The 24374-nt window shown below is 66.4% G+C and carries 23 protein-coding genes; 4 read left to right on the top strand and 19 right to left on the bottom strand.

What is annotated here, in order from left to right; genetic code table 11:
• The 7 genes from NOF53_RS11250 to mftA are packed head-to-tail and all read right to left on the bottom strand — an operon-like array spanning position 1 to position 7607.
• A complete protein-coding gene (locus NOF53_RS11250) occupies positions 1-1959 on the bottom strand; it encodes a mycofactocin system FadH/OYE family oxidoreductase 2 (protein ID WP_255968212.1) in 1959 nt (652 codons plus the stop codon).
• Positions 1956-2768, bottom strand: a complete 813-nt coding sequence (locus tag NOF53_RS11255; RefSeq protein ID WP_255968214.1) for a mycofactocin-coupled SDR family oxidoreductase — start codon at positions 2766-2768, stop codon at positions 1956-1958. Before NOF53_RS11255 ends, NOF53_RS11250 begins: the two co-directional genes overlap by 4 nt.
• The gene (locus tag NOF53_RS11260; protein ID WP_255968216.1) at positions 2744-4705 is read right to left on the bottom strand and encodes a mycofactocin system FadH/OYE family oxidoreductase 1; all 1962 of its coding nucleotides are present in this window, start codon (positions 4703-4705) and stop codon (positions 2744-2746) included. The genes NOF53_RS11255 and NOF53_RS11260 overlap by 25 nt, the downstream gene beginning before the upstream one ends.
• A 14-nt stretch (positions 4706-4719) precedes the next feature.
• A complete protein-coding gene (gene mftD, locus NOF53_RS11265; RefSeq protein WP_255968218.1) occupies positions 4720-5901 on the bottom strand; it encodes a pre-mycofactocin synthase MftD in 1182 nt (393 codons plus the stop codon).
• 31 nt (positions 5902-5932) lie between these two features.
• Positions 5933-7171: a mycofactocin radical SAM maturase gene (gene mftC / locus NOF53_RS11270; RefSeq protein WP_255968220.1), complete on the bottom strand. Its 1239-nt coding sequence runs from the start codon at positions 7169-7171 to the stop codon at positions 5933-5935.
• A 35-nt stretch (positions 7172-7206) separates the two neighbouring features.
• The gene (mftB, locus tag NOF53_RS11275; protein WP_255968222.1) at positions 7207-7509 is read right to left on the bottom strand and encodes a mycofactocin biosynthesis chaperone MftB; all 303 of its coding nucleotides are present in this window, start codon (positions 7507-7509) and stop codon (positions 7207-7209) included.
• 2 nt (positions 7510-7511) lie between these two features.
• Positions 7512-7607: a mycofactocin precursor MftA gene (mftA, locus tag NOF53_RS11280; protein WP_005573048.1), complete on the bottom strand. Its 96-nt coding sequence runs from the start codon at positions 7605-7607 to the stop codon at positions 7512-7514.
• A gap of 133 nt (positions 7608-7740) precedes the next feature.
• On the opposite strand from mftA, the gene mftR reads away from it, so the two are divergent.
• Together mftR and mftM are read left to right on the top strand one after the other, a co-directional pair.
• The gene (mftR, locus tag NOF53_RS11285; RefSeq protein WP_255968225.1) at positions 7741-8364 is read left to right on the top strand and encodes a mycofactocin system transcriptional regulator MftR; all 624 of its coding nucleotides are present in this window, start codon (positions 7741-7743) and stop codon (positions 8362-8364) included.
• Positions 8365-8400: 36 nt separating this feature from the next.
• Positions 8401-9225 carry a mycofactocin oligosaccharide methyltransferase MftM gene (gene mftM, locus NOF53_RS11290; RefSeq protein ID WP_255968227.1) on the top strand — a complete coding sequence of 275 codons (825 nt, stop codon included), beginning with the start codon at positions 8401-8403 and terminating at the stop codon, positions 9223-9225.
• A gap of 5 nt (positions 9226-9230) precedes the next feature.
• Here mftM and NOF53_RS11295 read toward each other — a convergent pair whose 3' ends face one another.
• Both NOF53_RS11295 and NOF53_RS11300 read right to left on the bottom strand, forming a co-directional pair.
• Positions 9231-10520 (bottom strand): HNH endonuclease, encoded by a 1290-nt coding sequence (locus NOF53_RS11295; RefSeq protein ID WP_255968229.1) that lies wholly within the window; start codon positions 10518-10520, stop codon positions 9231-9233.
• Positions 10521-10538: 18 nt separating this feature from the next.
• Positions 10539-10823 (bottom strand): mycothiol transferase, encoded by a 285-nt coding sequence (locus NOF53_RS11300; protein ID WP_255968231.1) that lies wholly within the window; start codon positions 10821-10823, stop codon positions 10539-10541.
• A gap of 73 nt (positions 10824-10896) precedes the next feature.
• On the opposite strand from NOF53_RS11300, the gene NOF53_RS11305 reads away from it, so the two are divergent.
• Entirely contained in the window at positions 10897-11469 is a 573-nt protein-coding gene (locus NOF53_RS11305; protein WP_255968233.1) for a putative immunity protein, read from the top strand.
• Here NOF53_RS11305 and NOF53_RS11310 read toward each other — a convergent pair.
• From NOF53_RS11310 to mdo, 8 genes are all read right to left on the bottom strand, one after another.
• Positions 11456-13120 carry an ABC transporter permease gene (locus NOF53_RS11310; protein ID WP_255968235.1) on the bottom strand — a complete coding sequence of 555 codons (1665 nt, stop codon included), beginning with the start codon at positions 13118-13120 and terminating at the stop codon, positions 11456-11458. The two genes, NOF53_RS11305 and NOF53_RS11310, sit on opposite strands and share 14 nt — an antisense overlap.
• Positions 13117-14055 carry an ABC transporter ATP-binding protein gene (locus NOF53_RS11315; RefSeq protein WP_255968237.1) on the bottom strand — a complete coding sequence of 313 codons (939 nt, stop codon included), beginning with the start codon at positions 14053-14055 and terminating at the stop codon, positions 13117-13119. The genes NOF53_RS11310 and NOF53_RS11315 overlap by 4 nt, the downstream gene beginning before the upstream one ends.
• A gap of 41 nt (positions 14056-14096) precedes the next feature.
• Positions 14097-14783, bottom strand: coding sequence for a MadR family response regulator transcription factor (locus NOF53_RS11320; RefSeq protein WP_255968239.1), 687 nt, complete (start codon positions 14781-14783; stop codon positions 14097-14099).
• A complete protein-coding gene (locus NOF53_RS11325; RefSeq protein ID WP_305086791.1) occupies positions 14780-16141 on the bottom strand; it encodes a MadS family sensor histidine kinase in 1362 nt (453 codons plus the stop codon). Before NOF53_RS11325 ends, NOF53_RS11320 begins: the two co-directional genes overlap by 4 nt.
• Positions 16142-16145: 4 nt before the next feature.
• Positions 16146-17333 (bottom strand): iron-containing alcohol dehydrogenase, encoded by a 1188-nt coding sequence (locus NOF53_RS11330; protein ID WP_255968240.1) that lies wholly within the window; start codon positions 17331-17333, stop codon positions 16146-16148.
• A gap of 155 nt (positions 17334-17488) precedes the next feature.
• Positions 17489-19021, bottom strand: a complete 1533-nt coding sequence (gene madC / locus NOF53_RS11335; protein WP_255968241.1) for a MadC family VWA domain-containing protein — start codon at positions 19019-19021, stop codon at positions 17489-17491.
• 2 nt (positions 19022-19023) lie between these two features.
• The gene (locus NOF53_RS11340; RefSeq protein WP_255968243.1) at positions 19024-20133 is read right to left on the bottom strand and encodes a MadB family AAA-type ATPase; all 1110 of its coding nucleotides are present in this window, start codon (positions 20131-20133) and stop codon (positions 19024-19026) included.
• A 102-nt stretch (positions 20134-20235) separates the two neighbouring features.
• On the bottom strand, positions 20236-21507 hold the full coding sequence (gene mdo, locus NOF53_RS11345) for an NDMA-dependent methanol dehydrogenase (RefSeq protein ID WP_255968245.1): 1272 nt from the start codon (positions 21505-21507) through the stop codon (positions 20236-20238).
• 322 nt (positions 21508-21829) lie between these two features.
• Here mdo and NOF53_RS11350 point away from each other — a divergent pair, with 322 nt between their 5' ends.
• Entirely contained in the window at positions 21830-22885 is a 1056-nt protein-coding gene (locus NOF53_RS11350) for a ferredoxin--NADP reductase (protein WP_255968247.1), read from the top strand.
• Positions 22886-22905: 20 nt separating this feature from the next.
• On the opposite strand, the gene NOF53_RS11355 is transcribed toward NOF53_RS11350, so the two are convergent.
• Both NOF53_RS11355 and NOF53_RS11360 read right to left on the bottom strand, forming a co-directional pair.
• Complete coding sequence (locus NOF53_RS11355; RefSeq protein ID WP_255968249.1) at positions 22906-23499, bottom strand: CHAP domain-containing protein; 594 nt, start codon at positions 23497-23499, stop codon at positions 22906-22908.
• A gap of 33 nt (positions 23500-23532) precedes the next feature.
• Entirely contained in the window at positions 23533-24261 is a 729-nt protein-coding gene (locus NOF53_RS11360; protein ID WP_374212601.1) for a DNA alkylation repair protein, read from the bottom strand.
• Positions 24262-24374: the final 113 nt, after the last annotated feature.

Consider the following 24374-nt stretch of genomic DNA (forward strand, 5'->3'; position numbering starts at 1 on the left):
TCAGAGCGACAACGCGACCCGTTCGCCCTCGATGACGGCGGAGTGCGCGCGCCGGGGGGCGAGGACGTCCCCGATACGATGTACGTCGAAGCCTGCGGCAGTCAGCGGCGTCCAGAGGTCGTCGTCAGGCTCCTGATGGACGGAGGCCACCACCCAATCGACGGTGAGTCTGCGTATCCGCCCAGTCGGGTGATGCAGCAGCGCAACGGTGACTCGCGTGTGCTGGGCAAGGTCAACACCGGTCGGCACCACGTCGGTCAACTGGGTGATGCTCTTGCGGTGCGCCCGCTCGTTCCACCCCTCGAGGTCCAGAGTGATACCGAGATCCTGACCGACGACCATTCCCGGCGTACAGATCGTGACCTCGCACCCTCCGTCTGCCAGAAACTCGGCCACCGACGTGCCCTGGTGGAACCCCAGTTCGTCGACAACCAGCACCGTCCCCTCCGGCTCCGCCCGACCTTCCAGGACATCGCGCACATCCACGATCCGATCGGATCCTCCCGCCCAGGTAGGGCGCACCGGGCGAGCTCCCGTCGCCAACACCACGACGTCCGGGGAGCAGTCGGCGACCACATCTTCCGTCGCCGCGGTCGCGATGCGAAGATCCACGCCGAGACGGCGACACTCCACCTCGAGATTCGTGACCAGGCTGAGCAATTCACGGCGGCCGGGAACTGTTGCGGCTGTGCGCACCTGTCCCCCGAGTTTCCTCGCGCGCTCGTACAGCGTCACGGTGTGACCGCGTAGCGCGGCGGTCGCGGCTGTCTGTAGTCCTGCCGGACCGCCCCCGACGACGACGACGCGACGCCCGCGGACCGTCGGTGCGGGCAGGGCCACCGATTCCTTGCCCGCACGCGGGTTGACGGCGCAGCCGAGCCACCGGCCGAGGCCCATCCGGCCGACGCATTCCTGATTACACGACAGGCACGTCCGGATGTCGGCTCGGTTTCCTGCCAGCGCCTTGGCGGCGAAGTCGGGATCGGCGATCTGTCCGCGCACCACCCCGATCAGATCGCAATGGCCTTCTGCCAAAGCCCTCTCGGCCTGTCCTGGCTCCGTGAACCGTCCGACTCCGACCACGGGGAGAGCCACCCGTTGCCGGATCGCATTCGGAATGAACAGCGCATAGCCGCGGGGCACCGCCATCGACGCTTCGATCATGTGCAGAGTCTCGGTTGCCATGCCGATCGAGGTGTTGACATAGTCCACCTGCCCGCACGCATCGACCAAGGCCGCGACCTCCACGGCTTCGTCCAGCTCGACTCCTCCGTCGAACAGGTCGTCACCGGCGAGCCGCACCCCGAGCGCATGGTCCGGTCCGATTGCCTCGCGGACCGCGGCCACGACCTCGAGGAGGAATCGCGCGCGGTTCTCGAGTGAACCTCCGTAACGATCGGTGCGCTGGTTGGTCGCGGGCGCGAGAAAGCTGCGGACGAGCGAAGAGTGGGAGCACTGCAGTTCGATCCCGTCGAAGCCGCCGCGGATGCACTGGTCGGCGACGAGTGCGTACCCGTCGATCAGCGTCCGGATTTCCTCACCGTCCACCTCTTTCGGTACTTCCCGGAACAACGGGTCGGGTACGGCGCTCGGCGCCCACAGCGGCCGGCGTGAATACAGGCTGGACCCCTGACCACCGTTGTGGTTGAGCTGAGCGAGGATCGGTACGCCGTACTCGTGCACGGCGTCGGTGATCCGCCGATATCCAGACACCGCCTCAGGGCGGTAACCGGCGATCACCTTCTCGTAAGGCCAGTCACCGGGATGGGTGGCGTGTTCCTCCGAGATGATCAGACCGGCTCCGCCCTTCGCGCGCGCCGCGTAGTAGGCGGCGTGTTGCTCGGTGGGCAGTCCGTCGACGGCGTATCCCGTCAGGTGCGCCGAGAAGACGACCCGGTTGCGCAACGTCAGAGGCCCGAGGCGCAACGGGGTGAAGAGGTGGCGGTAGGCGGTGTTCACACCTTGGTGTTGCCCATGTCGAGAGCGACCTGGCTTCCGGTGACCGTGCGGGAACCGTCACCTGCCAGCCACAGCACCGCATCGGTGATGTCGTCGGTTCCGGCCAGCGGATACTCGGTAAGAATCGTTCCGAAGCTCGACAGGTAGTGGGGGTGCTTCTCTAGGATCACCAGGCTGCCGGGGTCGGTGCCCATTGGGGTCTTGACACCGTACGGGTGAATGGAGTTGACCCGGATCTTGTACTCGCCGAGCTCTTTTGCTGCCGACTGCGTGAGTCCGACCAGACCGAACTTGGAGGCTGCGTAATTCGCCTGACCCGGCAAGGGTTTGATACCGGCGACCGAGCTCACGACGATGATGGACCCTCCTCGTCCGCCCTCGATCAGCGCCGGCACAGCCGCCTTCAGCGTCTTCCATGCACCCGTGAGATTGACGTCGATCAGCGTCTCCCACTGCTCGTCGGGCATCTCCCAGAATCGGCTCCAATTACAGATTCCCGCATTCGCGATCACGATGTCGAGGCGCCCGAACTGTTCGACGCCACGATCCACCACAGCCTTCAGCGCGGCGCTGTCCCGGACGTCGGCCTGTTCGGCGAGGATCTTGCCGCCTTCGGTCTCCACGAGTCGCACCGTTTCCGCCAGGTCGTCGGGCGTAGCCGGTTCGTATGTGTTGTAATCCGACACCGGTCCGCAGATGTCGACGGCGATGATCGCTGCGCCTTCACGAGCCAGCCGCACAGCATGCGTCCGCCCCTGCCCTCGGGCGGCTCCGGTGATGAACGCTACTTTGCCGTCGAACTGTCCCATTTCGATGTCCTATCTATGGTTGACGAGGCATGCGCCTCGAGGCGGCCTTCGCGAATCGCTTCGAGAAGTGTTCGGGGAGCCACGCAATCACCGATCCGAACCGCGCCGGGACGTGAGGTGCGCAGGGTGTTCTCGGGTAGGCGTGGGGAGCAATCGATCACGACGGCACACGGCACCACGGTCTCCGCACCGGTGTACCGGTGCCGGATCCGCGCGCCCGCGTCTCCCGCCGACACGATCCGGCTCGAGAGGTGACGGGCGACTCCCGCCCGTTGCAGACGTCCGTTGGCGTCGAACAGGTCACCGCTCGGGCCCAGGCGCGATCCTGCCACCAGGTCGGGAGTCGCCACACCGACCTCACGCCCCTGCGCTGCGAGCCATTCGGCGAGGGCGACCGCGACCGGCCCCCCGATCGGGTCGAACAGAAGAATCGGGCCCTCGCGCAGGCAGGCCCCGCTCAACACATCGACGGCGTCGACACTCTGGGTAGTCCCGTCGACGAGGAACGGCGCAGGACGTGGCCGGCTACCGGTGGCCATTACCACAGTCATCCCGTTCCTCTGTGCCGCATCGAGGTCCGCGTCGGACACAGTCACACCGAAACGGAAATCGACACCTAGGGATCGGCACTCGGTTTCGAGCCAGTCTGTCAGCGGCTGCAGGTGCGGTGCGTCGGCCGCGACGATCCTCACCAGGCCGCCGAGCCGGTCCCCCGCCTCGGCGACGGTGACGCGGTGGCCGAAAGTAGCGAGGACGCGCGCCGCCTCGAGTCCGGCCGGCCCCCCGCCCACCACGAGCACGGTTCCGGCATCCGCGGAGGTGCCCGCCCACGGTTCCGGGGGGTCGACTGACTCGTGCCCGGCCGTCGGGTTTCCGACGCAGGTGACCAAAGGGTTGCGGGGATCACGCACCCGACAGGCTTGATTGCACAGGATGCAGGGACGCGGCGGAAAACCGCTGCGGATCTTGGAGACGAGATCCGGGTCGGCAATCTGCGCTCTCGTCATCTCGACCGCGTCCGCGACACCGTCGTCGAGCGCCCGCCGGGCATCGTCGGGGTGGACCACGCTGCCCTGCAGGACCACCGGAACAGCACCGGCCACGGCCTGCCGAACGGACAGGCACACAGCCGTGTCGAAGGCTGCCGGGGTATGAAAATCGGGGCGGTACGCAGTGACCGAAAGAACGCCGCCACGCACCACGACCAAGAGATCAAGTGCAGCTGCCAACTCCTGCGCCTGCTCGGCAGCGACGGAAGGCGAAATACCGCCCCACGGCGTCCGCTCGTCACACGAGAGACGCAGAGACAGCACTCGCCCCGGACCCAGTTCCTGCCGGACAGCGGCAATCACCTCGCGGGTGAGCCTGAGACGGTCGGCACCGTACTCGTCGTCGCGCAAATTCGTGAGCCCCGAATGGAACTGTCGCAGCAACCCCCTCGGCCCGGCGTCGAGTTCGACCCCGTCCACGTCCGCCTCGACCGCACGGGCTGCCGCGGCGCGAAAACCCTCGACGAGTTCGTCGATCTCGGCGCGCTCCATCTGCAACGGCATCTCCCGCGACACCACATCGGGCACCCGGGACGGGCCCCACAGCACGGACTGCGAATAGGCGCTCGAGCCCTGCAGTCCGGTGTGACCCAGCCCGGCGAGCACCAGAGTGCCGTGCGGGCGGCACGCCGACACGACATCGCGCCAGCCGGTCAGGCAATCGGCAGCGAGTGGCGCGCGCTCGTAAGGCCAGTCGGAGACGTGCACCGACGCGACCTCCGTGACGACGATACCCGCACCACCTCGCGCCCGCCGCTCGTAGTACGCGACATGACGCGGTGAAATACTACGTCGCGCAGCAAGGTTGGTGGCGTGCGGACCGAAGAGCACCCTGGAAGGGGCATGACGCCCCGCCAGGGTGATCCGGTCGGTCAACTGCGCGGCCATCTACGCGCTTCGAGTCAGGATTCGGCGCCCAAGACGCGTTCGAATCCGGGCGGGATCACGACGTCGGATGCGCTGAGGTCGTGAATGGACGAGTGTCCCAGTCCGAGGAGCGCTGAATCGATGCCCCCGCGCAGGACGTCGAGAACGTTCTCGACACCGGCCTGGCCGTTCGCCGAAAGGCCCCAGAGGTATGCACGGCCGATCATGACGGCCTTGGCGCCGAGAGCGAGGGCCTTGACGACGTCGCTGCCGCGGCGGATTCCGCCGTCCAAGAGAACCTCGACCTGATCGCCGACCGCGTCGGCGATAGCGGGCAGCGCCCGAATCGGCGCGGGTGTGCCGTCGAGGTTGTTGCCACCGTGGTTGGACACCGAGATGGCCGTGACACCGGCGTCGACGGCACGCTTGGCGTCATCGATGCGCATGACGCCCTTGAGCATGAACGGCCCGCCCCACTGCTCACGGAGCCACGCGATATCATCCCAGGTCGGCAGCGGTGTCTGCATCCACTCGCCGTACGCACCGAAGAAGGTGGGCGGTTCCTGGCCGGGGGCCGCGAGGTTCGGTGTGGTGAGATCCGGGATCTTCCTGGTCTTCGCGAACTCGTAGAGCCACTTCGGACGGGTGATGCCTTCCGGGGCGAACTGGATCATCGCCTTGAGGTCCATCTTCTCCGGGATGGCCGGGCTGCCCCAGTCGCGCCCGTACGAGAATGACCAGTCGGTGGTGACGATCAGCCCGGCGGCGCCGGCCGCACGCGCCCGCTCCATCCGCTGGACCAGAACATCCCGGGTACCCACCCAATACATCTGAAAGAAGGTTTGGGGATTCGCCGCGGTGACCTCCTCGACCGACTTGCTCGCGAACGAACTCAGCCCGATCGCCGTCCCCCGGGCCGCCGCGGCGCGCGCCACCGCGACTTCTCCGTCGGGGTGTACTGCCTGCACACCGGTCGGGGAAATCACGACGGGCAGCGAAATGCTCTGTCCCATAACGGTGGTCGCCAGCTCACGCTTGTCCGACAGACCAACGGCGTGCGGGGCGAACCCCAGCTCACCGAACGCAGTGACGTTGTCGTCGACCGTCAGCCCGCGCTCGGAACCGGCGATCAGTGCCGCATACACGGACTTCGGCAGTCGCTTCTTCGCACGACGCTGGGCCTCGGCCACAGTCTCGAAGAACGGATTCTTACCCATGTCGAAAATACCTCTCATACAGACAGACGGCTTACGTCTGTTCCATTCCCGCAAGCGGGTTCTCGTCACAAATCTTGGCGGGCGGACGCACCATCAACGTCAGCGGAACCGGCGCCCGCGGGGTCCGGCGCTGACCGGTGCGAGAATGGTCGACGCTGGATTTCGGAATGTCGCCGCGCTCACCTGCAAGTGCTGCCTCGCCGTATCCCTGAACACACTCCGGGTCGGGTCCGTCCATCGGCAACCCGGTGAAAAACTTCGCGGCCATGCAGCCCCCGCGGCAGGAGTCGTAATGGTCGCACTTACTGCAGGCTCCCCCGGTCTGCGGGGACCGCAGTTCCTGAAACAGATCAGAATGCTGCCAGACATGCTGAAAACCGCCGTCGGACACAATATTTCCAGCGAGGAACTGCTCATGGATGGCGAACGGGCAGGCGTAGACGTCACCGATCGGGTCGATCAGGCAGACCACCCGGCCGGCACCACAGAGGTTCAGACCCGGCAACGCGTCACCGTAGGCGGAAAGATGGAAGAAGGAGTCGCCCGTGAGTACGCCTTCACCGTTGGCCACCAGCCAGTTGTAGAGCTCACGCTGCTGGGCCTGGGTGGGATGCAGTTCGTCCCACACGTCCGCACCGCGGCCCGACGGTCGCAGCCGGGTAATACGCAAGGTGGCGCCGTACGTGTCGGCGAGGGCCTTGAAGTCGTCGAGCTGGGACACGTTGTGCCGGGTAACCACCACGGAGATCTTGGCGTCCTTGAAACCTGCCTCGGACAAATTCTCGAGCGCCCGCACAGCCATCGCGAACGAACCCGGGCCGCGGACGGCGTCGTTCACCTCGGCCGTCGCACCGTCGAGGGAGATCTGCACGTCGACGTAGTCACTGGCTGCGAGCCGCGCGGCGACTTTCTTGTCGATCTTCACCCCGTTCGTCGAGAACTTCACCCCCACCTGGTGGGCGGTCGCGTAGTCGACCAGTTCCCAGAAGTCCGAGCGCACGGTGGGCTCACCGCCACCGATGTTCACGTAGAACACCTGCATACGCTGCAGTTCGTCGATGATCGACTTGCACTGCTCGGTGCTCAGCTCCCGCGGATCACGCCGCCCCGACGAAGACAGGCAGTGCACACACGACAGGTTGCACGCGTAGGTCAGCTCCCACGTGAGGCAGATCGGGGCGTCGAGGCCGAGTTCGAACTGGTCGACGAGTCGGCCGACCGGAGCGACGGGGGTTGTCACCGCGGAAGGCCTTTCGAGCATGGAGGTCATGGGCTGTGTCCTCTGGTACGGGTGGAGAGAGCTGGTCAGGCGGGGACGATCATGTGCGACTCGGCCAACGTGCCGAGCGCTCGCGCGTACTGCGCGGCAGCGTCGTCCCCGATACCCTGCGCCCGCAGTGCGGACCGGGCGTCGGCGTGCGAGGGAAGGGCTTCGACCACCGCGACAATCGTGCGGTTCTTCAGGAACGACAGCTTCCGCGTCCCGAAGTGGTAGAGCAGCGCCCCGAACGGCTCGGGACGCAGCGCCACCTGCGGATGAAGCTTCCAGCCCACATCGAGATCGATACCGGCGTTGCCGGTCACTGGAGCAGAAGCTGGAGCGGACATGATCAGTACACGCCGCACATGCCGTCGATCGAGACCTCTTCCACCAGGGATTCCTCGACCAAGTCGTTTTCCAGCACGTTGTTGTCACGATCGGACATGATTTCCTCCTACTGTTCGGTGATACGGCGCGAGCCCGAGGGATGTTCCCCGTCATAGGAGACCACCTTTGTGACTCGCCTCACCACTGTAATGACATCGAGTGCAGAATGACAGATCGGGAGGGGACGAACATTGAGAAGTCGTCGAAAACCATCCACTCGGATAGGGCGACGCCCATCCACGACGCAGGATCGGATCAGTTCCGTCGGGATCGAGTTGTTCACGGAACAGGGGTTCGACGCCACCAGCGTCGACGAAGTCGCCGAAGCGTCCGGTATCGCCCGGCGCACCCTGTTCCGCTACTTCCCATCCAAGAATGCGATCCCGTGGGGGGACTTCGACGCTCACCTCGCCGAAATGCGCGCCCAACTCGCAGCGCAGCCCGGCGACATCCCGATAGTCGACGGCCTCACCGCCGCACTCCTCCAGTTCAACGCCTTTCCCGCGAGCGAGGAAATCAACCACCGCAAGCGCATGGGGTTGATCCTGCGAGTGCCCGCCCTGCAGGCGTATTCGGTGGTGATGTACCAAGGGTGGCGCAATGTCATCGCAGAGTACGTCGCGAGCAGGCTCGGAATCTCACCGACCGACCACGTTCCGCGAACAGTCGGCTATCTTCTACTCGGCGTTGCGATGTCCGCCTACGAGCAGTGGCTCGACGACGAGTCGCTCGAACTGAACGAACTACTCGCCAGCGGAATGCAATCGCTCTACGATGGGCTCAGATCCCTCGGCGAGCCCGACACAAGAACTTGATCAGTCCGCCAACACCTCCCGGCAAGGTTGCCTCGAATGACATCCACTCTCGACACGCCCGCTTTCGACTCTCTCGCACCGTGCGAATCCGGGCTGTGGTCACACGGTCACGTCACGGTAGAGCGGGTGGCGGCCGGGCCGCTCACACTCACCCGCGACGGCGGCAAGTTGCGGGTGACGCATGCACTGACACCCGAAGATCTGAGCGAACGACTCGTGGCCTCGGTCACTGCGTCGATCGAGGACGCCGACTTCGGTCAGGACGAGTTCGAATCGACCATGGTCGGACTGGTCCGCTCGACCGTCGACGGCGCACTCGAGGCCTGGGCCGTCTACTACCGCAACTCTCTGGGCGAATTGCTGGACGGCATCGCCGACTTTGCACCGATCCACGAGAGGGCGGAACAACTGGTCCGCGGTTCCGTCCTCGACCTCGGATCTTGCTTCGGCTTCCTGCCCCTGCGTCTCGCGCAGGCCGGGATGGACGTCACCGCGACCGATATCCTTTCCGGAACGATGACCCTGCTCGACGCCGTCGCACCGGAGCTGGGCCTCGACCTGCGCACCCTCGTGTGCGACGCCGCGCACGTCCCGGTTCCCGACAACAGCGCCGACACCGTCACCGCCATCCACCTCCTCGAACACGTCGACGAAAGCGTCGGGGCCGCAGTGATATCCGAGGCCATCCGCGTTGCCCGCGACCGGGTTGTCGTTGCCGTCCCCTACGAGGACGAGGCAACGGCCTGCCACGGACACATCCGCACCTTCGACACCCCATCGCTCACGAAGCTCGGTGAAACGACGGGACGCCCGTTCGAGGTATTCGAACACCATGGCGGATGGCTCGTCATCGACTGCTGACCACCTCACGATGCGCGGAGGCGTGCGGGGACCGGTAGTGGTGGCGCCGCTGAACGGTAGTGGTGCCCCGTTGGGGTGCCGAGGTCGATGAGATGGGTGCGGCCGGGATTGTGTACTGGGCGGGCGGTCCATCCGTCGCCCTCCTTCGCGTAGTTGCAGGCCTCGCACAGCCCGGACCCGTTGTACACGCTTGTGGCACCCGACTTTCGGCGGGAGCGGATGTGATCGTGATGGCGGATCGGCGCATCACACCACGGAGTACGGCACGTACGGTCGCGGAGGTCGATCAGCTTTCTCAGGCTCTTCGGGAACGTGCGCGACTGCGATTCCATCGCCGTGAGTGTCCCCGACTGCGGACACGAATACACCCGCCGCAACGATGTCTCGGTATCCGAGGCCACCGCACAAGCAACCAGGTGCCGCGCGATCCCCGCCGGCACCGGTCCGAACCCCTGCATGTGCGCGGCCTCGTGCCCACCGGCCAACAGCGTCTCGTCCGAGAGCACCAGATTCACCGCCACCGGAACACTACCAGCAGCGGTCTGCCCGGTGCCACGTTCGAACAACAAATCCACCATCACCTGATTGCGGGTGCGACCACCACTGTTACCGGTGGCGATGAGACTGTCAGCATCGCGGCCCAGGGTCGCCTGTAGGCACACGGCCTGCTCCACCGGCATCAACACACTGACGTACGCCATCGAATCCGGGGCCGGCCTCGTCGTCACCCGCCGCTCCGATACCGCCTTCCGGTGCCTTCGGACGACCGCCGCGGCATCGAGCTCGACCGCCAAAGCCTTCGCCCGCGCGATCAGACCCCGATCCCCGACCCTGCCGAGAGTGGCCGGGTCCGAACACAATCGGCGGTCGACGATCCCTCGATCGGCCGCTGATAGACAGGCTGTTTCTCGTACGAGCAGGGTGGCGCGCCATTCGTTCAACCGCCCCGACCGCAACAACGCCAGGGTGTGCGGCATTTCGTGCACCAGCGCACGCGCGAACCCCAGATGCCGGCCGCCGCGGTTCGGGGATTCTCTGCGCGCCAACGCAATCTGCGACCCGATCCCCCGGTCCCATTCGGACCGCGGCAACCCCCGGACCCTACGATCGGCGCGGATACTCGTGGCGACGTCATCGGCGAGCACCGCCTGCACCGCGCAGCCCACCGACTTCAACGTCTCGATCGCATCGAGCAGATCGATCCCCAACCCCGCATCCCCACCCGCCTCGACACATCGCAGCCTCGCCGTGAACGCACGCAACTCGTCCAGATCTGCTGCAACCAATTCCCCCACAGCCAACCTCCCCCAAGGTTATTCGAAACTTTGTTCGATCCTAGCAGCCGAATGCGACCACAGCAATAGGTGTTTCGACAGGTTCGCATTCTCCCGGTACGAGCGACCGGTCACCGCCTGGTCGAACCACACGGCCTCGACGTAGGTGACGTGTTTGACCAATCCGAGCACTGTCGTCTTCGAGCGCACCGGACTCCGGCGCGCCTGCTCGTCGTCCAGGCCTTCCAGACTGCCACGCAGAGCAGCCCGGTACCCGTCGAGTAGTTCGTCCAACCGGCCACGGAGATCGTCAGTCCACCCCACGCCCGGCATGGTAATCGCCCCCACGCGGCAGACGCGCGGCACGGCCCCGGCCCCGATGGTCGAAAATGGAACGATGGCAGCGGCAGCGAACGAGATCGTTCTGAGCAAGCAGGATCTTCGGGAGGTCACCGCTTTTGCTGCGGGGTGTGCGGAGGGGGTTCTCGACATATTCGAGGCCGATCAGCCGGACGACTCGCGGCCCCGAGACGCGATCACTGCTGCATGGGAGTTCGCGCGGGGTGGTGAACGGGCGAAATCTCTGCGCGACACAGCGTGGGCGGCGCTCGCGGCAGCCAAGGGCACGAACACTGCGGCTGCGCGCGAGGCAGCGCGGGCAGCAATGTCTGCGGCAGGCGCCGCCTATCTGCATCCGTTGGCCAAGGCGACCCAGGTCAAACATATTCTCGGAGCAGGCGCTCACGCGTCCAGAGCCACCGAGCTCGTCGCCGGTGACGATCGGACCGTGGGTGCCGGGAGCCTCGAGCAAGCGGCGCTTCGTGCGACACCGGCTGTCGTCGACGTGCTCGAACGCTTTCCGGCGGCACCGGGGGGCGGTGGACGGGTCGGTGAGTTGATCCGCATGCTGGACACCGACCTTCGTCGCCGACCGTCGACCCAGCCTCCCGGTTCCGCTATGAGTTCGTGAGATCTCGCCGACGGAACAGCACCACTCCGACGGCACCCACAACGACGGCAATCATCGTGAGCCAGACCAGCGGAGCGGCCGCCGCCTCGGCGGCGGGAACCGCAGGGACGTGCGTGAAAGGCGACACATCGCGGACCACCTGGGGTAGTCCGAGCAGCGGTCCGAGGAATCCGAAGATCAGGCAGAGCGCAAGCACACCCCAGGAGAGCCCCGCCGACCAGGCCGGGGCGCCGCCGAACGACAACGCCACCAGTGCCGCGACCACCCCGATCGCCGGCACGAAGACGAGGGCGGCCCCCGTCAGATTTACGACCTTCCCCGGCACGTCCTCGGTCACCAACCCGTACGCGAGACCGGTCGCCGCCCCGGTCAGGGCCTGCAGGACGACGATGCCGACCGTGACGAGGCCGACGTGCGCCAGCATCCACCGCGGACGCGAGACCGCTGTCGCGAGAACGGGTTCGAGCCGCCCGGACGACTCTTCACCGCGCATCCGGAGCAATGCTTGCACGGCGTAGCCCGCGACCGCGATCGCCATCATGCCGAAGATGGCGGCGAAGTAGGCGTCGATCATGTCGGTCGTACCGCCACCGAGCTGTTCCATCATGTCGGCCACCTGCTCGCCCTCGCCGAGAAAGTCGTCGATCTGGTCTGCGATCGCGCCGTACACCACGGCGAGGACGGCGATTCCGAATGCCCACCAGAACAGGATCGTCCGTTGCATCCGCCACGCTGATCCGACCGCCGTCGGCAGTGAACGGGACGCGCGGGCGGGGCCCGGCCGGGTCGGCACGAGCCCTGAACCGACATCCCGGTGCTCAGTGAGGACGAAGCCGGCGGAGCCGACGGCGAGTGCGAACGCGGCGGGCAGCAACAGAACCCACCAGGCGTTGTCGTCGTACGGACGGACCTGCTCGGCCCAGCCGATCGGCGACACCCACGTCGGCCAGCCGCTCACCACCCGCGTGCCGTTGTTCGTCACCGTGCCCGTCATGTCCCCCACCGCACGCAACAGGAATGCCACACCGAGGGCGGCCCCGGCCAGCCCGTTGGCGGTGCGAGCACTGTCCGTCACCTGCGCCGTCACCGCGGCGATCGCCGCGAAAGCGATACCGGCACCCGCGACCGCCGCGCCGAGCGCCACCGACCCGTCCAGTGGCAGCCCCGCCGCCACCAACACGACGACGTTGAGCAGACCGAGAGCCAGATTGGCGCCGACCGCGACCACCAGAGCCGCGGTGAGCAGTGCCTTCCGGCCGACCACGGCGGCCTCGACAAGTTCTGCGCGGCCGGTCTCCTCGTTCTGGCGGGTGTGCCGCACGACCAGCAGGGTGGTCATCAGGCCCGCGGCCAGTGACATCGGCATGACGATCTGACAGGCGAGCACGGCGCCGGCGCTGTACCCCGACACGAGACCGTTGGTGGCCAGCGCGACCGGCGACGCCGCAGTGGCCATCGCGAAACTGTGCAGGTCGGGCTCGGTGGGATACAGGCCGAGCACGCTCGACGCCGAGAATGCCTGCAGCGCTACGAGAGCGAGTAACCACACCGGCAACTGGATGCGGTCGCGGCGCAGGGCGAGCCGCACGAGCCGGGCCGTTCCGGCGTACTGGCCGCGGCCCGTCGTCTCCGGCGCCGTCACGGTGCTCATGGCGCCCGCGTCCCGGACTCGGCCCGCCTGTGGTTCTCGCCCTCCCGGGCCAGTTCGTCCCCGTAGTGCCGGAGAAACAACTCTTCCAGTGTCGGGGGCGTCGACGTCAGCGACGTGACGCCGAACGACAGCAGGTGGCGCAGCACCCTGTCGAGCGCGCTGGTGTCTACCTCGCACCGGGTGTGCAGGCCGTCGACCCGCAGGTCGTACACCCCCTCGACGGCGTCGAGTCCGGTCACCGGCCGCTGCGTATCGGCGGTGATCGACGTGCGCGTGAGGTGACGCAATTCCGCGAGGGTGCCGGTCTCGACGGTCCGGCCCTCGCGGATGATGCTTACCCGATCGCACAGCGCCTCGACCTCCGCGAGGATGTGACTCGACAGCAGGACCGTCTTTCCCGCGTCGGACATCTCCTCGACACAGTCCTGGAACACCGACTCCATCAACGGATCCAGCCCCGACGTAGGTTCGTCGAGCACATACAGTTCGACATCCGACGCGAACGCGGCCACCAGCGCGACCTTCTGCCGGTTGCCCTTCGAGTACGTGCGCGCCTTCTTCGTCGGGTCGAGTTCGAACCGCTCGAGAAGTTCCACACGCAGGGCCTCGTCCAGACCGCCGCGCAACCCTGCGAGGAGATCGATCGCCTCGCCGCCGGTGAGGTTGGGCCACAAATTCACGTCGCCGGGGACGTAGGCGAGCCTGCGGTGCAGCGACACCGAGTCGCGCCAGGGGTCCCCGTCGAGCAGACGCGTCGTACCCGAGTCGGCGCGGAGCAGACCGAGCAGGACCCTGATGGTCGTCGACTTGCCGGAACCGTTGGGCCCCAGGAAGCCGTGAACCTCACCGGTGCGCACTTCGAGGTCGAGGCCGTCCAGCGCGCGGGTGGCGCCGAACGTCTTCACCAGTTTCTCGACCGAAATCGCAGCAGCCATGGTAGGGACGGTACGCCGATCCACTGCTGGTCACGGCTGATTCAAATCAGTCCCAGCTTGCCCGCCTCGTACACGGCCTCCGCGCGTCGGCTGACGTCGAGCTTGCGCATGATGTTGCTGACGTGGAACTTCACTGTCGTGGCCGAGATGAACAGCCGCTCTCCTATTTTCGCGTTCGACAATCCCGTGGCCAGCAGCTGCAGGACTTCGAGTTCACGCTCGGTGAGCCCGTCCCGCGGCGTCGTCTGACCGTTGAGTGATCGGATCACCGCCGAGGCGCTGCGTGAGTCGAACGCGCTCTCACCACGGGACACGGCGCGGATGGCACGCACCAATTCGGTCGTGTCCACGTCCTTGACCACGTAACCCCGGGCGCCGGCCTGCACTGCCCGCACCACCAGCTGCTCGTCGAGGAACGTCGTCAGCACCAGCAGCCCCAATCCTCTGTTCGCGGACGACAACTGCGCACACAATACGAGTCCCTCGTAATCGGACGCCGCCGACAACTTGAGATCCATCAACACGACATCGGGAGTTACCTGTTCGACGACGTCCAGTGCCTCCCGGCTGGTCGACGCCTCCCCGACCACCTCGAGATCCGGTTCACGTTCGAGCACGCTGCGCAGCCCCTGCCGCAGAATCGCATGATCGTCGACGAGGACGAGCCGCACCACCGACGTGGCTTGTGTGCTACCCGGCTGATTCCGCATCGGAGTTCGCATCGTCATCGCTCCACCTGGTTGTCGTTGTCTCCCCCGAAACTATCGTCGGAGAGCGGGATTCGAGCTGCCACTCGTACTCCGCCGATCCTCGCCCTGGCCACTTCGAGGGTTCCCCCGAATTCCGCTGCCCTGGCCTGCATGTTCGCCAAACCGCGATGATGCCCGTCCCGGTCGTTGCCGGCTGCCATCCGCAGCATGAGCCGCATCCGCTTCGGATCCCCGTCCCCGTCGTCGGCGACGGACAGCAGCACCGAATCCGCCGAATAGGTCAAGCGCAGAACGGCACGCGTCGCATTGGCGTGTACCGCAGCATTGAACAAGGCCTCGCCCGCAATGCGGAGCAGCGCGTGCTCACGGTCACTCGACAGCTCCGCAGGCGTGCCGCCGACCCGGACACTGACCTCGAGTTCGTCGGGCATGTGCACCACACCGAGCTGCTCGAGCATCTCGGGCAGCGAGGTGCGGTCCGAACTCCCGGAGTGGTTGAGCGCGTAGATGGCCGAGCGCAACTGCTCGACTGCTCGACGAGTGAGATCCTTGGCCAGGTCGAGTCTTTCGCGACGCTCGGCGTCGGGCACGCCACTCCGGCACACCTCGATCTGCATACCGGCCGAGAGCACCGCCTGCGTGACACTGTCATGAAGTTCACGAGCGATGCGGTGTCGTTCCTCGTCGAGTATCTGATGCCGGTGCGCGGCCCCCAGCTGGCGTTGGGTGGACTCGAGTTCGGCGTTGCGGACCGCAAGATCCGACGCGGTGCGCCGCGCCTCCGAGTACGCATGCTCGGCGCGTTCGAGAAGTAGCTGCCCGCGCTGGTAAAGAGCCGAGTTCTGCAGGGCCACCGCAGTCTGGCTCGCCAGGATACTCAGTACCGCGCCATCGGTGGTGTCGAGCGTGCGTTGCGGCGCCGTCCACGCCGCGAAGGCCCCCACAACGCCACCTTCGAGCACGATCGGCACGAAGGCATGGTGCGGGTCGATGCTGGGCGCCCTGCCGGTGCGCGCGGACCTGATGTCGTCGAGACACGTGACCACCTCGTCCGGAAGCGGGGGCCCCTCGACGTTGTCGACGAGAAACGGGGTGGCGTCCGGCCCGAGAACCAACCGGCGGGGACCGGCGTCCGGCAGCATGCCGTCTGCCAACGCAAATGCCACCCAGCGAGCGTCCAGGTGAGCGCGTGCCGCCTCGGCCACCGCGCAGATCAACGTCTCGGGTCCTTCGACCGTTCGTACGAGCGCCCGGGAGATGAGCTCGAGCGCATGGACGACGCGCTCGAGGCGTTCCGCGGCGCCGCGGTACTGCGGGTAGAACGTCGGCTTGCCCGACCGCAGCCCGGTGAGTGTCGAGAGGTCGGGGGCGTTCATCGGCTCACAGCGCAGACCGGAAGAGTGCCACCATCTGCTGGTGGGTGGCAGTCCGCGGATTGGTGGACATGCAGGCGTCGCGCAGGGCGAATTCCGCGAGCCGTGGAAGGTCTGTTTCCCGCACGCCCAACTCCGCCAGTCTGCGCGGCACACCCACTTCCCGAGCCAATCGCTCCACTCGGTCCGCGACCGCAAGAGCCGCTTCCTCGGGGGTTCCGCGATGTTCCTCCAGTCCGAGAGTCGCCGCGATTGCCACGAACGGGGTGGCGTCGCTGCTCGCATTGAACCGAATCACGTGCGGGAGCAGAATACCGTTGATCACGCCGTGCGGCAGATCGAGCAGACCACCGACCTGATGACTCATGGCATGTGCCGCACCGAGAATGGCGTTGGTGAAGGCCAGCCCCGCTTCGAGGCTCGCCTGTGCCATGACGGCCCGCGGCTCCATCTCCAGCGGATCCTCGATGGTGTGGACCAGGGTGTCGGTGACCAGCCCTATCGCGCGAAGCGCGTGATGATCGGTGAGCGGGTTGTGCGCCAGCGAGACGAAGGCCTCGATACCGTGTGTGAGCGCGTCGAGCCCGGTAGCCGCATTGAGCCACTCCGGCATGGTTGTGAGCAGGCGGGGATCGATCACGGTGACGTCGGGAACCAGCGCACGGCCGATGATCGTGATCTTGGTACCCCGGGCTGTGTCCGTCACGATGCAGAACTGCGACACGTCGGCGCCGGTGCCGGACGTGGACGGGACCATGACGAGCGGGGGAATCGGACTGGTCGCCTGATCCACCCCCTCGTAGTCGAGAATGTTGCCACCGTTCGCGGCCAGCACCGCGATGCCTTTGGTGGCATCGATCACCGAACCGCCACCGAGTGCGATCAGGACATCGCATCCGCCTTCCTGGTAGGCCTCGTGACCGGCGGCGACCTCGTGATCCTTGGGATTGGGTGTCAACGCGCTCCAGACGACGGGCGTCAGTCCCTGTTCTCGGAGCTGGTCCTGCAGTTCGGTCGCCCAACCGGCTTCGATCAAGCCGGGGTCGGTGACCAGCATCGGCCGCGAGCCTCCGAGACGGAGGACGGCGTGCGCGGCCTCGACCATCGAACCGACACCGAACACGATCTCCGGTGCATGAAACTTGACCAGCCGGTCCGTAGCGGTGGTGCGGGTGACTGGATACGACACAGACAAGACGACACTCCTCCCACGCTCCACGCGATGTGATCCAGGTTACAAGCCCTGGACCCCGACTCTACGGGCGGGAACGGACGCGCGCACTGCCCGAAGGGTAGGTACGCGACCTACCCGATCGGGCAGGATCTGTGTTGTCCTCGACGAGAGCCGTTTCATCGCAATGCGTGCCCCAGTTCGGCGGCGCGTGCCATCAGCTGGACCGCGTCCCGCGCGACCACCACTCGATCGCAGATCTCGGCGTACTGCGGCATCGCGCACGACGCCTGATTCCAGTAGCGCTCGGGTTCCGGGGTGATCCATGCCAGCCGGTGCACCTTGCGACGCAGTTCGGCGAACTCGTCGACACCCGGCGGGAGGCCGTTGCACCGCCCGTCGCCGACGACGACCACCGAGGTGCGGGAGTTCACGTCGGTGCCGAACTCGGTCAGCACGTCGGTAAACACCCGACCGTAGTCGCTGCTCGCCTCCAAATCGATGCGCGGGTCGGCGAGCACCAAGGCGAGCGCGTCGTCGTCGGTCTCGGCGAGGAGGGTGTCAGTGACGTCGACGGGGCGGTCCACGAACGCCAGGACCTGGCAGCGGCTTGCCCGGCGATGCATGGCCTGCGCCAGCCGGAGAGTGAAGGCGGTGACGGGTCGTACCGACAGCGAGACGTCCGCGAGGATCAGCACCCGCACCCGGTCCGGGCGGGGCGCCTTCACCATGAGGTGGAAGGGGATGCCCTCGGTCCGCAGGCTCGCGCGCACGGTCCGGCGCATGTCGAGCCGGCCCCGCGCCAGTTCGCGCGGACGGGGACGCGTCGGCCCGCGCATCCGCCGAAGCACCTCGTGGCAGGCCTGATTCACCTCGGCGCGCGAGAGCGCGGAACCCTGGCTGTCCGCTGCCGGGACATCCGGAGCGGCGTGCCCGGCGGCTGTGTCCCGGGCTGCGGCCAGCGCTCCGACGAATGCCTCGACTGCCTCTGCCAGACGATTCAACTGGGCAGCGGTCAGCGGCTCGTCGGCCCCGGAGTCCGCGTAGATCTTGCTCGGGTCGTAGGCGTCGAGCCACGCGAGAATCGATTCCGGGTCGTCCCAGGACAACGACCCGACGACAGCACCGCTCGTCGACGACGCCAGGTCGCCGACGGCGGTGCTCGCCGCCCGCTCGACCTCCACCGTGTACGTGACGCCGCGGTGCCCCGAATCGGCCTCGGAGTCGACGGACAGTTCGGCGTCGCTCGACGTCATGCTGACGTCGTCGTCATCCTTGTGGGGATTGAAACCCTTCTCCGCCTCTGGAGTGTCGAAGTGGTCACCGACTTCGGCGGCGCGCTCGTTGTATTCGGCATAACGGGCTGTGTCGGCGTTGTCGGCTACCTCGAGGGCCGTCGGAAGGCCGGCCGCGAACTCGGCCCGGGACGGTGCCCGGGGGTCGGTGGCGGCTGCGGCAACAGCACCGAAGAACACGTCGAAGGCGCGGTCGAACCCCGATTGCTCGTAGGTGTACTTGGCACACACCGCTCGCAACGCTGCTCGCGTGGTATGCGGCTCCCGTGCGCCGACGAGACCGAGGACGCGACGGACTTCGATCACTTCCGCCGGAGACGCTGCCACTCCGCACTGGCGCAGCAGGGTGCCGAACGACGCCGCCAGCACATCGAGAAGTTGGGACTCGGGCGCCGGTGCCGAGTGGACGGCGGACATCGTCATCGCCTCGCGGGGCGGCCGTTGCCGACGCCGATGCCACCGCGGTCGCGGCCGCCGTGTCCGCGGAACACCGCCGTGGTGGTGTTGGCGGGACGGGACGCGACGGTCACCCGCTCACCGTTGTTGTCGGACGCCGCCCTCTCGACCGGGGCAGGACTTTTGCCGTCGTCGAGGCGGCCGCGGGCCAGATCGACATCGCTGGTGTACTTGAGCAGGGCAGTGAGAAGGATGTCGCGAATCGCCGCCTGCGACGTGACAGTGACACCCGTCGCCTTCAGCACCACCGCGGCGCGCGCGGCGTCGATGACTTCCGCGATGGACGGACTCTTCCGCAGCGGCAGCTCGCGCAGCGTCCGCGCGAGTTCGACGACATCAGCAGCGACAGCCGACTCCACCTCGGGCGCACGGGCGGTCACGATGTCGCGTTCACGTTCGGGGGTGGGATAGTCGAGATGGTAGTGCAGGCATCGCCGCTTCAGCGCGGGGGAGAGTTCGCGAGTGTCGTTGGAGGTCAATATGACCCACGGTGCGGAGCGTGCGGTGAACGTGCCGACCTCGGGGATGGTGACCTGGCCCTCGGCGAGAACCTCGAGCAGTAGCGCTTCCATCGACTCCTCGGTGCGGTCCACCTCGTCGACGAGCAATACCACCGGTTCCGGCGACAGGATCGCCTCGAGCAGCGGCCGTACCGACAGGAACGCCTCGGAGTACAAACCGAAATCCTGTGCGGCCAGGAACCTCGACGCGTCGGCGACGTCGTCGAATGCTGCCATCTGCTCACTGAGCCGATCACGCAACATCTGTACGTGCAGTAGTTGTTTGGCGTAATCCCATTCGTACAATGCGCGGTTGTCGTCGAGTCCTTCGTAGCACTGCAACCGGACGAGCCTGCGGCCCGCGGCCTCCGCCAGCGACTTCGCCAGCTCCGTCTTCCCGACGCCGGCGGGGCCCTCGAGAAGGAGCGGTCGGTCGAGCGCGGTCGCCAGGTGTACGACGACCGCGAACTCGTCGTCGGCGATGTAGTCGACCTCGCGCAGGGCTTCCTTCAGTTCGGTTCCGTCGGCGAAGCGAATGTCCGCCGGGGCTGGAGCGGGGTGCGGTGCGGTCATGGTGCGGCTTCCGTCCGTCGTCAGCAGATATCGGTCGTGGGAACGCGTCCGGGGCAGGGCCAGGCTGGGGACACGCCCGCCCCGGACGCGAGTTCGGTGGAACTAGTACGAGCTGTTGATCGCGTGGTCGACCACGGGCAGCATCGAGTCGACCGTCACCTCACGGGGGTTTCCGGGCGTGCACCAGTCGTCCTGAATGTGCTCGGAAATGGCGCGGATGGTCTTCTCGTCGCCCCGGATGGTGTCGCCGCGGCCCTCGTACTTCTTGGTGTTCATCTGATTCTTCTCGTACGAATCGGTGCGGACCTGGCCGAAGTTGTCGGGGATACCGACGTCCTTGGCCAGGCGGATTGCAGCCTCGACCGCGGCGTCGGCGGCCTGCACCGTGGTGAGGTTGCGGGTGTCGACACCCAGCGCACCCGCCAGCTGCGCGTAGCGCTCGTAGCGCGAGGGCAGGTTGTACTCCCATACGCGGGGAAGGGCGATCGCGTTGTTCAGGCCGTGGTGGCTGTCGAAGAATGCACTGACCGCGTGCGAGATGGAGTGCACGATGCCCAGACCGCCGGAGTTGAACGCCTGCCCGGCGATGTACTGCGCGTTCATCATTCCCTCGCGGGCCTTCAGGTTGCGCGGCTCGAACACGGCCTCGCGCAGGTTCTTCGCGACGAGTTCCACCGAGTACAGCGCATTGCCGAGCGACGGCGCGAAGTCGAGACGCGACACGTACGGCTCACTGCCGTGCGCGAGGACGTCGAATCCGCAGTACGCCGTGAAGTGCTGGGGGCAGGTGTAGTACAGCAGCGGGTCGTCGATCGCGAGAGTCACGATGGTCGCCTCGTCGAATCCCACCCACTTGTGCGGGTTGTTCATGTCCGACGTGTCGGTGATGACGTACGCCCACGACGTCTCCGAACCCGTACCGGCCGTGGTGGAGACGGCGATGTGGGGCGGGTTCTCCTTGTTGGTGGACTTCGCGAATCCCTCGAACTCGTTGATGTTGCGGCCGTCGTGCGCGACTACCACGCGAGCACCCTTGGCTGCGTCGTGGCTGGAGCCACCGCCGACCGAGATGATCGAGTCGCACTTCTCCTTCTGGTAGAGGGCCGCGGCCTCCATCACGTTGTAGTCCTTGGGATTCGACTCCACCTTGTCGTACAGCACGACCTCGACGCCCTGGTACTCGATCTTGCCGACCAGTTCCTCGATGATCCCCGAACCGCGCAGACCAGTGGTCATGAGGAGCGTCCGTTTGAATCCGAGGTTCTTCGCCTCCACTCCGATGATGTCGTGCGCGCCCACTCCCATCAGTGCCCGCGGGAAGGGGTGGAACTCCTTGATGGGGAAGTCCCAAATCTGGTTGAGCTCGATGGCCATGGCCGTCTCCTCGAGGTAGTCGGTGTCGGATCTGAAGCGTTGTGAAGGGGGACGAATTTGATGTGATCGACGTCTCACCTGGAACCCACTGTGACCTAGTTCAGGCTCCGGTTACAGGCCTGAAGGGCGGAACCGTCCGACCGCGGCACACAAACTGCCCGAACGGACAGGTGCGGCCGGGCCGAGCCGGAGGGGCCGCGCTCGATAAGCTGTCCACTTCACGCGGAGTCCACCCGCTAGGCAAAAACTAGAACCTGTTCTATATTTGAGGCAGATGTGGGGCGTTCCGACGCTGCGAATCATGGAGAGGACTACACACGCGATGACGACTGTCGAGGTGCCGCACAGCTCACGATCAGCGGTGCTCACGGTGTCCGAAGTGGTCGAGGAAACCTCCGACTCCCGGTCGCTGGTCTTCGAAATCCCTGCCGATCTCGCGGCCAAGTTCGCCTACAAACCCGGGCAGTTCCTCACGCTGCGCATACCCAGTGACCGGACCGGCTCGGTGGCCCGGTGCTATTCGCTGGCCAGCTCCCCGTTCAGCGACGACGCCCCCAAGGTGACAGTCAAGCGCACCTCCGACGGGTACGGATCCAATTGGCTCTGCGACCACGTCGCCGTGGGCGACACCCTCGAAGTACTGCCGCCGTCGGGTGTGTTCACCCCGAAGTCCCTCGACCACGATTTCCTGTTGCTCGCCGCAGGCAGCGGCATTACGCCGGTGATCTCGATCCTCAAAGCCGCCCTCACCGAGGGTTCTGGCAAGGTCGTGCTCTTCTACGCCAACCGGGACGAGAAGTCGGTCATCTTCGCCGAGGAACTGCGAGACCTCGCCGGCCGGTACCCGAGCCGCCTGGTCTCGATCCACTGGCTCGAGACCGTCCAAGGTCTACCCTGCGTCGATCAGCTCGCCTCCGCGATTGCACCCTACGTCGGGCACGAGGCGTTCATGTGCGGACCTACTCCGTTCATGGACACCATCCACAAAGCACTCGCCGACGCCGGGATGCCGCGCAGCCAGGTGCACGCCGAGGTGTTCAACTCACTCGCCGGTGATCCCTTCCGGGACGCCGACGTGGTCGAGGTCACCGACGACGAAGCGGCCGACGCCGCGACGGTGGAGGTGGAACTCGACGGGGAGGTCCACAACCTCAGCTGGCCCCGCAAGCAGACGCTGGTGGAGATCATGCTCGCCAAAGGCATCGACGTGCCGTACTCCTGCCAGGAGGGCGAGTGCGGATCGTGCGCCTGCACGGTGCTCGAGGGTGAGGTCGAGATGGAGAACAGCGAGATTCTCGACCCGGAAGACATCGAGAGCGGATACATCCTCGGCTGCCAGGCCCGGCCCGTCACGGACCGCCTGAAGATCGAATTCTGACAATCCGTGGGCCGCGACCCTCAGTCCAGCCGTCCGAACCCGACCACCGCGGAGTCGGCAGACCAGTCGACGGTGTGCACGCGCACACGACCGAACTCGTTGCCACCCACCGTCGTCGCGGTGTCGCCGTCCACCGCCACGACGAAGTTGGTGTGCTGGCCGATCCAGCTGGTGTTGTCATAGAGCACCACGTCGCCGACCGACGGCCGGTACCCGTTACCGATCTCCTCGAACCGGGACTGCGATTCGTAGTATTCCTGCAGCGTATACACCCCGGGAATTCGCCAATGACCGGAATTGGGGTTCGACAGTGGCCGTCCGGCCTCCCGCATGATCCAGCTGACGAAGTCTGCACACCAGGGTTCTTCGACTCCCTCGGAGTAGAAGGTGCCCGGCCGCTGCTCCCGGTATTCGGTTTCGAGCACGTCGATGATCCTCGCCTGCTGCGACGACAACGCGGACGTGTCCACCGCCGGGAAGTCAGCGGTGTCCCAGGGCAGGTAGCGCGTCGGCGCCCACCACCACACACCGACTGCCACGATGACAGCGAGGGCCAGAATGCCTGCGAGGACCGACCCCGTACGGCGGCGACGAGGGGTATCGGCGAGGGTCATGCCACCGAATGTAGCGGCATTTGTGCAGCACGGTCAGCGCTGCGCGCGGTAGGCGGCTCGCTCTTCGGCCGTCAGGTGCTCGCAGGCGTAGCTGAGCGCGGTTCGGCCCATGTGCGCGGCGTTGCGGTCGAGGAACCCGGTGAGCAGAGCGCGGTCGACCCGCTTCCCCACCTCCCGCAGCATCCAGCCCATCGCCTTCTGGGTCAGATCCCGCCGATCACCGAGCACCTGCTGCGCCACCTCGAGCGTGGTCGACGCGTCTGCGCGCCGGATGAACGCGAACGTGCTGAGCAGCGCCACGCGCCGTCGCCACAGGTCGTCGTCCGCCGCGAGTCGAAAGATGAGGTCACGCGGGGTATTCACGAGCCACGTGCCGAGGATGTGGTCGGCGGACGCATCGACGAGGTCCCAATTGTTGACCCGGCCGCGCAGCACGCGGTCGAGGTAGAAGCGCGCCACCTTCTCGACCATGGCGTCGTCGCCCGCACGGGCCGCTGCCGTGCACCGTGACACCAGGACCAGCAGGCCGGCCAGGCGATGCTCGTGTACCGGGCTGTCTAGCAGGATCTCGACCTCGGACAGTTCGAGATCGCCATGCCGACGAACCACACCGCGCGTAGCCGGCACCCGCACCCCGATGAAGACGTCCCCCTCCCCGTACTGCCCTGGTCCGGTCTTGAAGAAGCGCGCGGAACCCGCCGCCACCTTCTCGTCTGCCAACTCCGCGAGAGCCCGGATCACATCGCCTGAAGTGGAGGTCACCAGGGCACTGTCCCACACTGCACCGACATCCCCGGCAATGGTCACGAAATAGCCCTGACCAGCGGTTGGTGTTACTGGAATGCAACGGAGCCGGATATTGACCGGCCGGTCAA

This window comes from Rhodococcus tibetensis (genome assembly GCF_024438035.1).
GTDB classification, from domain to species: domain Bacteria; phylum Actinomycetota; class Actinomycetes; order Mycobacteriales; family Mycobacteriaceae; genus Rhodococcus_F; species Rhodococcus_F tibetensis.

What these genes read in the sequence shown, in the direction of transcription:
- NOF53_RS11310 (WP_255968235.1), bottom strand. Translation starts at nt 13,120, where the DNA reads ATGAGCACCGTGACGGCGCCGGAGACGACGGGCCGCGGCCAGTACGCC.
- NOF53_RS11340 (WP_255968243.1), bottom strand. Translation starts at nt 20,133, where the DNA reads ATGACCGCACCGCACCCCGCTCCAGCCCCGGCGGACATTCGCTTCGCC.
- NOF53_RS11350 (WP_255968247.1), top strand. Translation starts at nt 21,830, where the DNA reads ATGACGACTGTCGAGGTGCCGCACAGCTCACGATCAGCGGTGCTCACG.
- NOF53_RS11315 (WP_255968237.1), bottom strand. Translation starts at nt 14,055, where the DNA reads ATGGCTGCTGCGATTTCGGTCGAGAAACTGGTGAAGACGTTCGGCGCC.
- mftC (WP_255968220.1), bottom strand. Translation starts at nt 7,171, where the DNA reads ATGACCTCCATGCTCGAAAGGCCTTCCGCGGTGACAACCCCCGTCGCT.
- mftA (WP_005573048.1), bottom strand. Translation starts at nt 7,607, where the DNA reads ATGTCCGATCGTGACAACAACGTGCTGGAAAACGACTTGGTCGAGGAA.
- mftM (WP_255968227.1), top strand. Translation starts at nt 8,401, where the DNA reads ATGACATCCACTCTCGACACGCCCGCTTTCGACTCTCTCGCACCGTGC.
- NOF53_RS11325 (WP_305086791.1), bottom strand. Translation starts at nt 16,141, where the DNA reads ATGAACGCCCCCGACCTCTCGACACTCACCGGGCTGCGGTCGGGCAAG.
- mdo (WP_255968245.1), bottom strand. Translation starts at nt 21,507, where the DNA reads ATGGCCATCGAGCTCAACCAGATTTGGGACTTCCCCATCAAGGAGTTC.
- NOF53_RS11320 (WP_255968239.1), bottom strand. Translation starts at nt 14,783, where the DNA reads ATGACGATGCGAACTCCGATGCGGAATCAGCCGGGTAGCACACAAGCC.
- madC (WP_255968241.1), bottom strand. Translation starts at nt 19,021, where the DNA reads ATGTCCGCCGTCCACTCGGCACCGGCGCCCGAGTCCCAACTTCTCGAT.
- NOF53_RS11355 (WP_255968249.1), bottom strand. Translation starts at nt 23,499, where the DNA reads ATGACCCTCGCCGATACCCCTCGTCGCCGCCGTACGGGGTCGGTCCTC.
- mftB (WP_255968222.1), bottom strand. Translation starts at nt 7,509, where the DNA reads ATGTCCGCTCCAGCTTCTGCTCCAGTGACCGGCAACGCCGGTATCGAT.
- NOF53_RS11305 (WP_255968233.1), top strand. Translation starts at nt 10,897, where the DNA reads ATGGCAGCGGCAGCGAACGAGATCGTTCTGAGCAAGCAGGATCTTCGG.
- NOF53_RS11260 (WP_255968216.1), bottom strand. Translation starts at nt 4,705, where the DNA reads ATGGCCGCGCAGTTGACCGACCGGATCACCCTGGCGGGGCGTCATGCC.
- NOF53_RS11255 (WP_255968214.1), bottom strand. Translation starts at nt 2,768, where the DNA reads ATGGGACAGTTCGACGGCAAAGTAGCGTTCATCACCGGAGCCGCCCGA.
- mftD (WP_255968218.1), bottom strand. Translation starts at nt 5,901, where the DNA reads ATGGGTAAGAATCCGTTCTTCGAGACTGTGGCCGAGGCCCAGCGTCGT.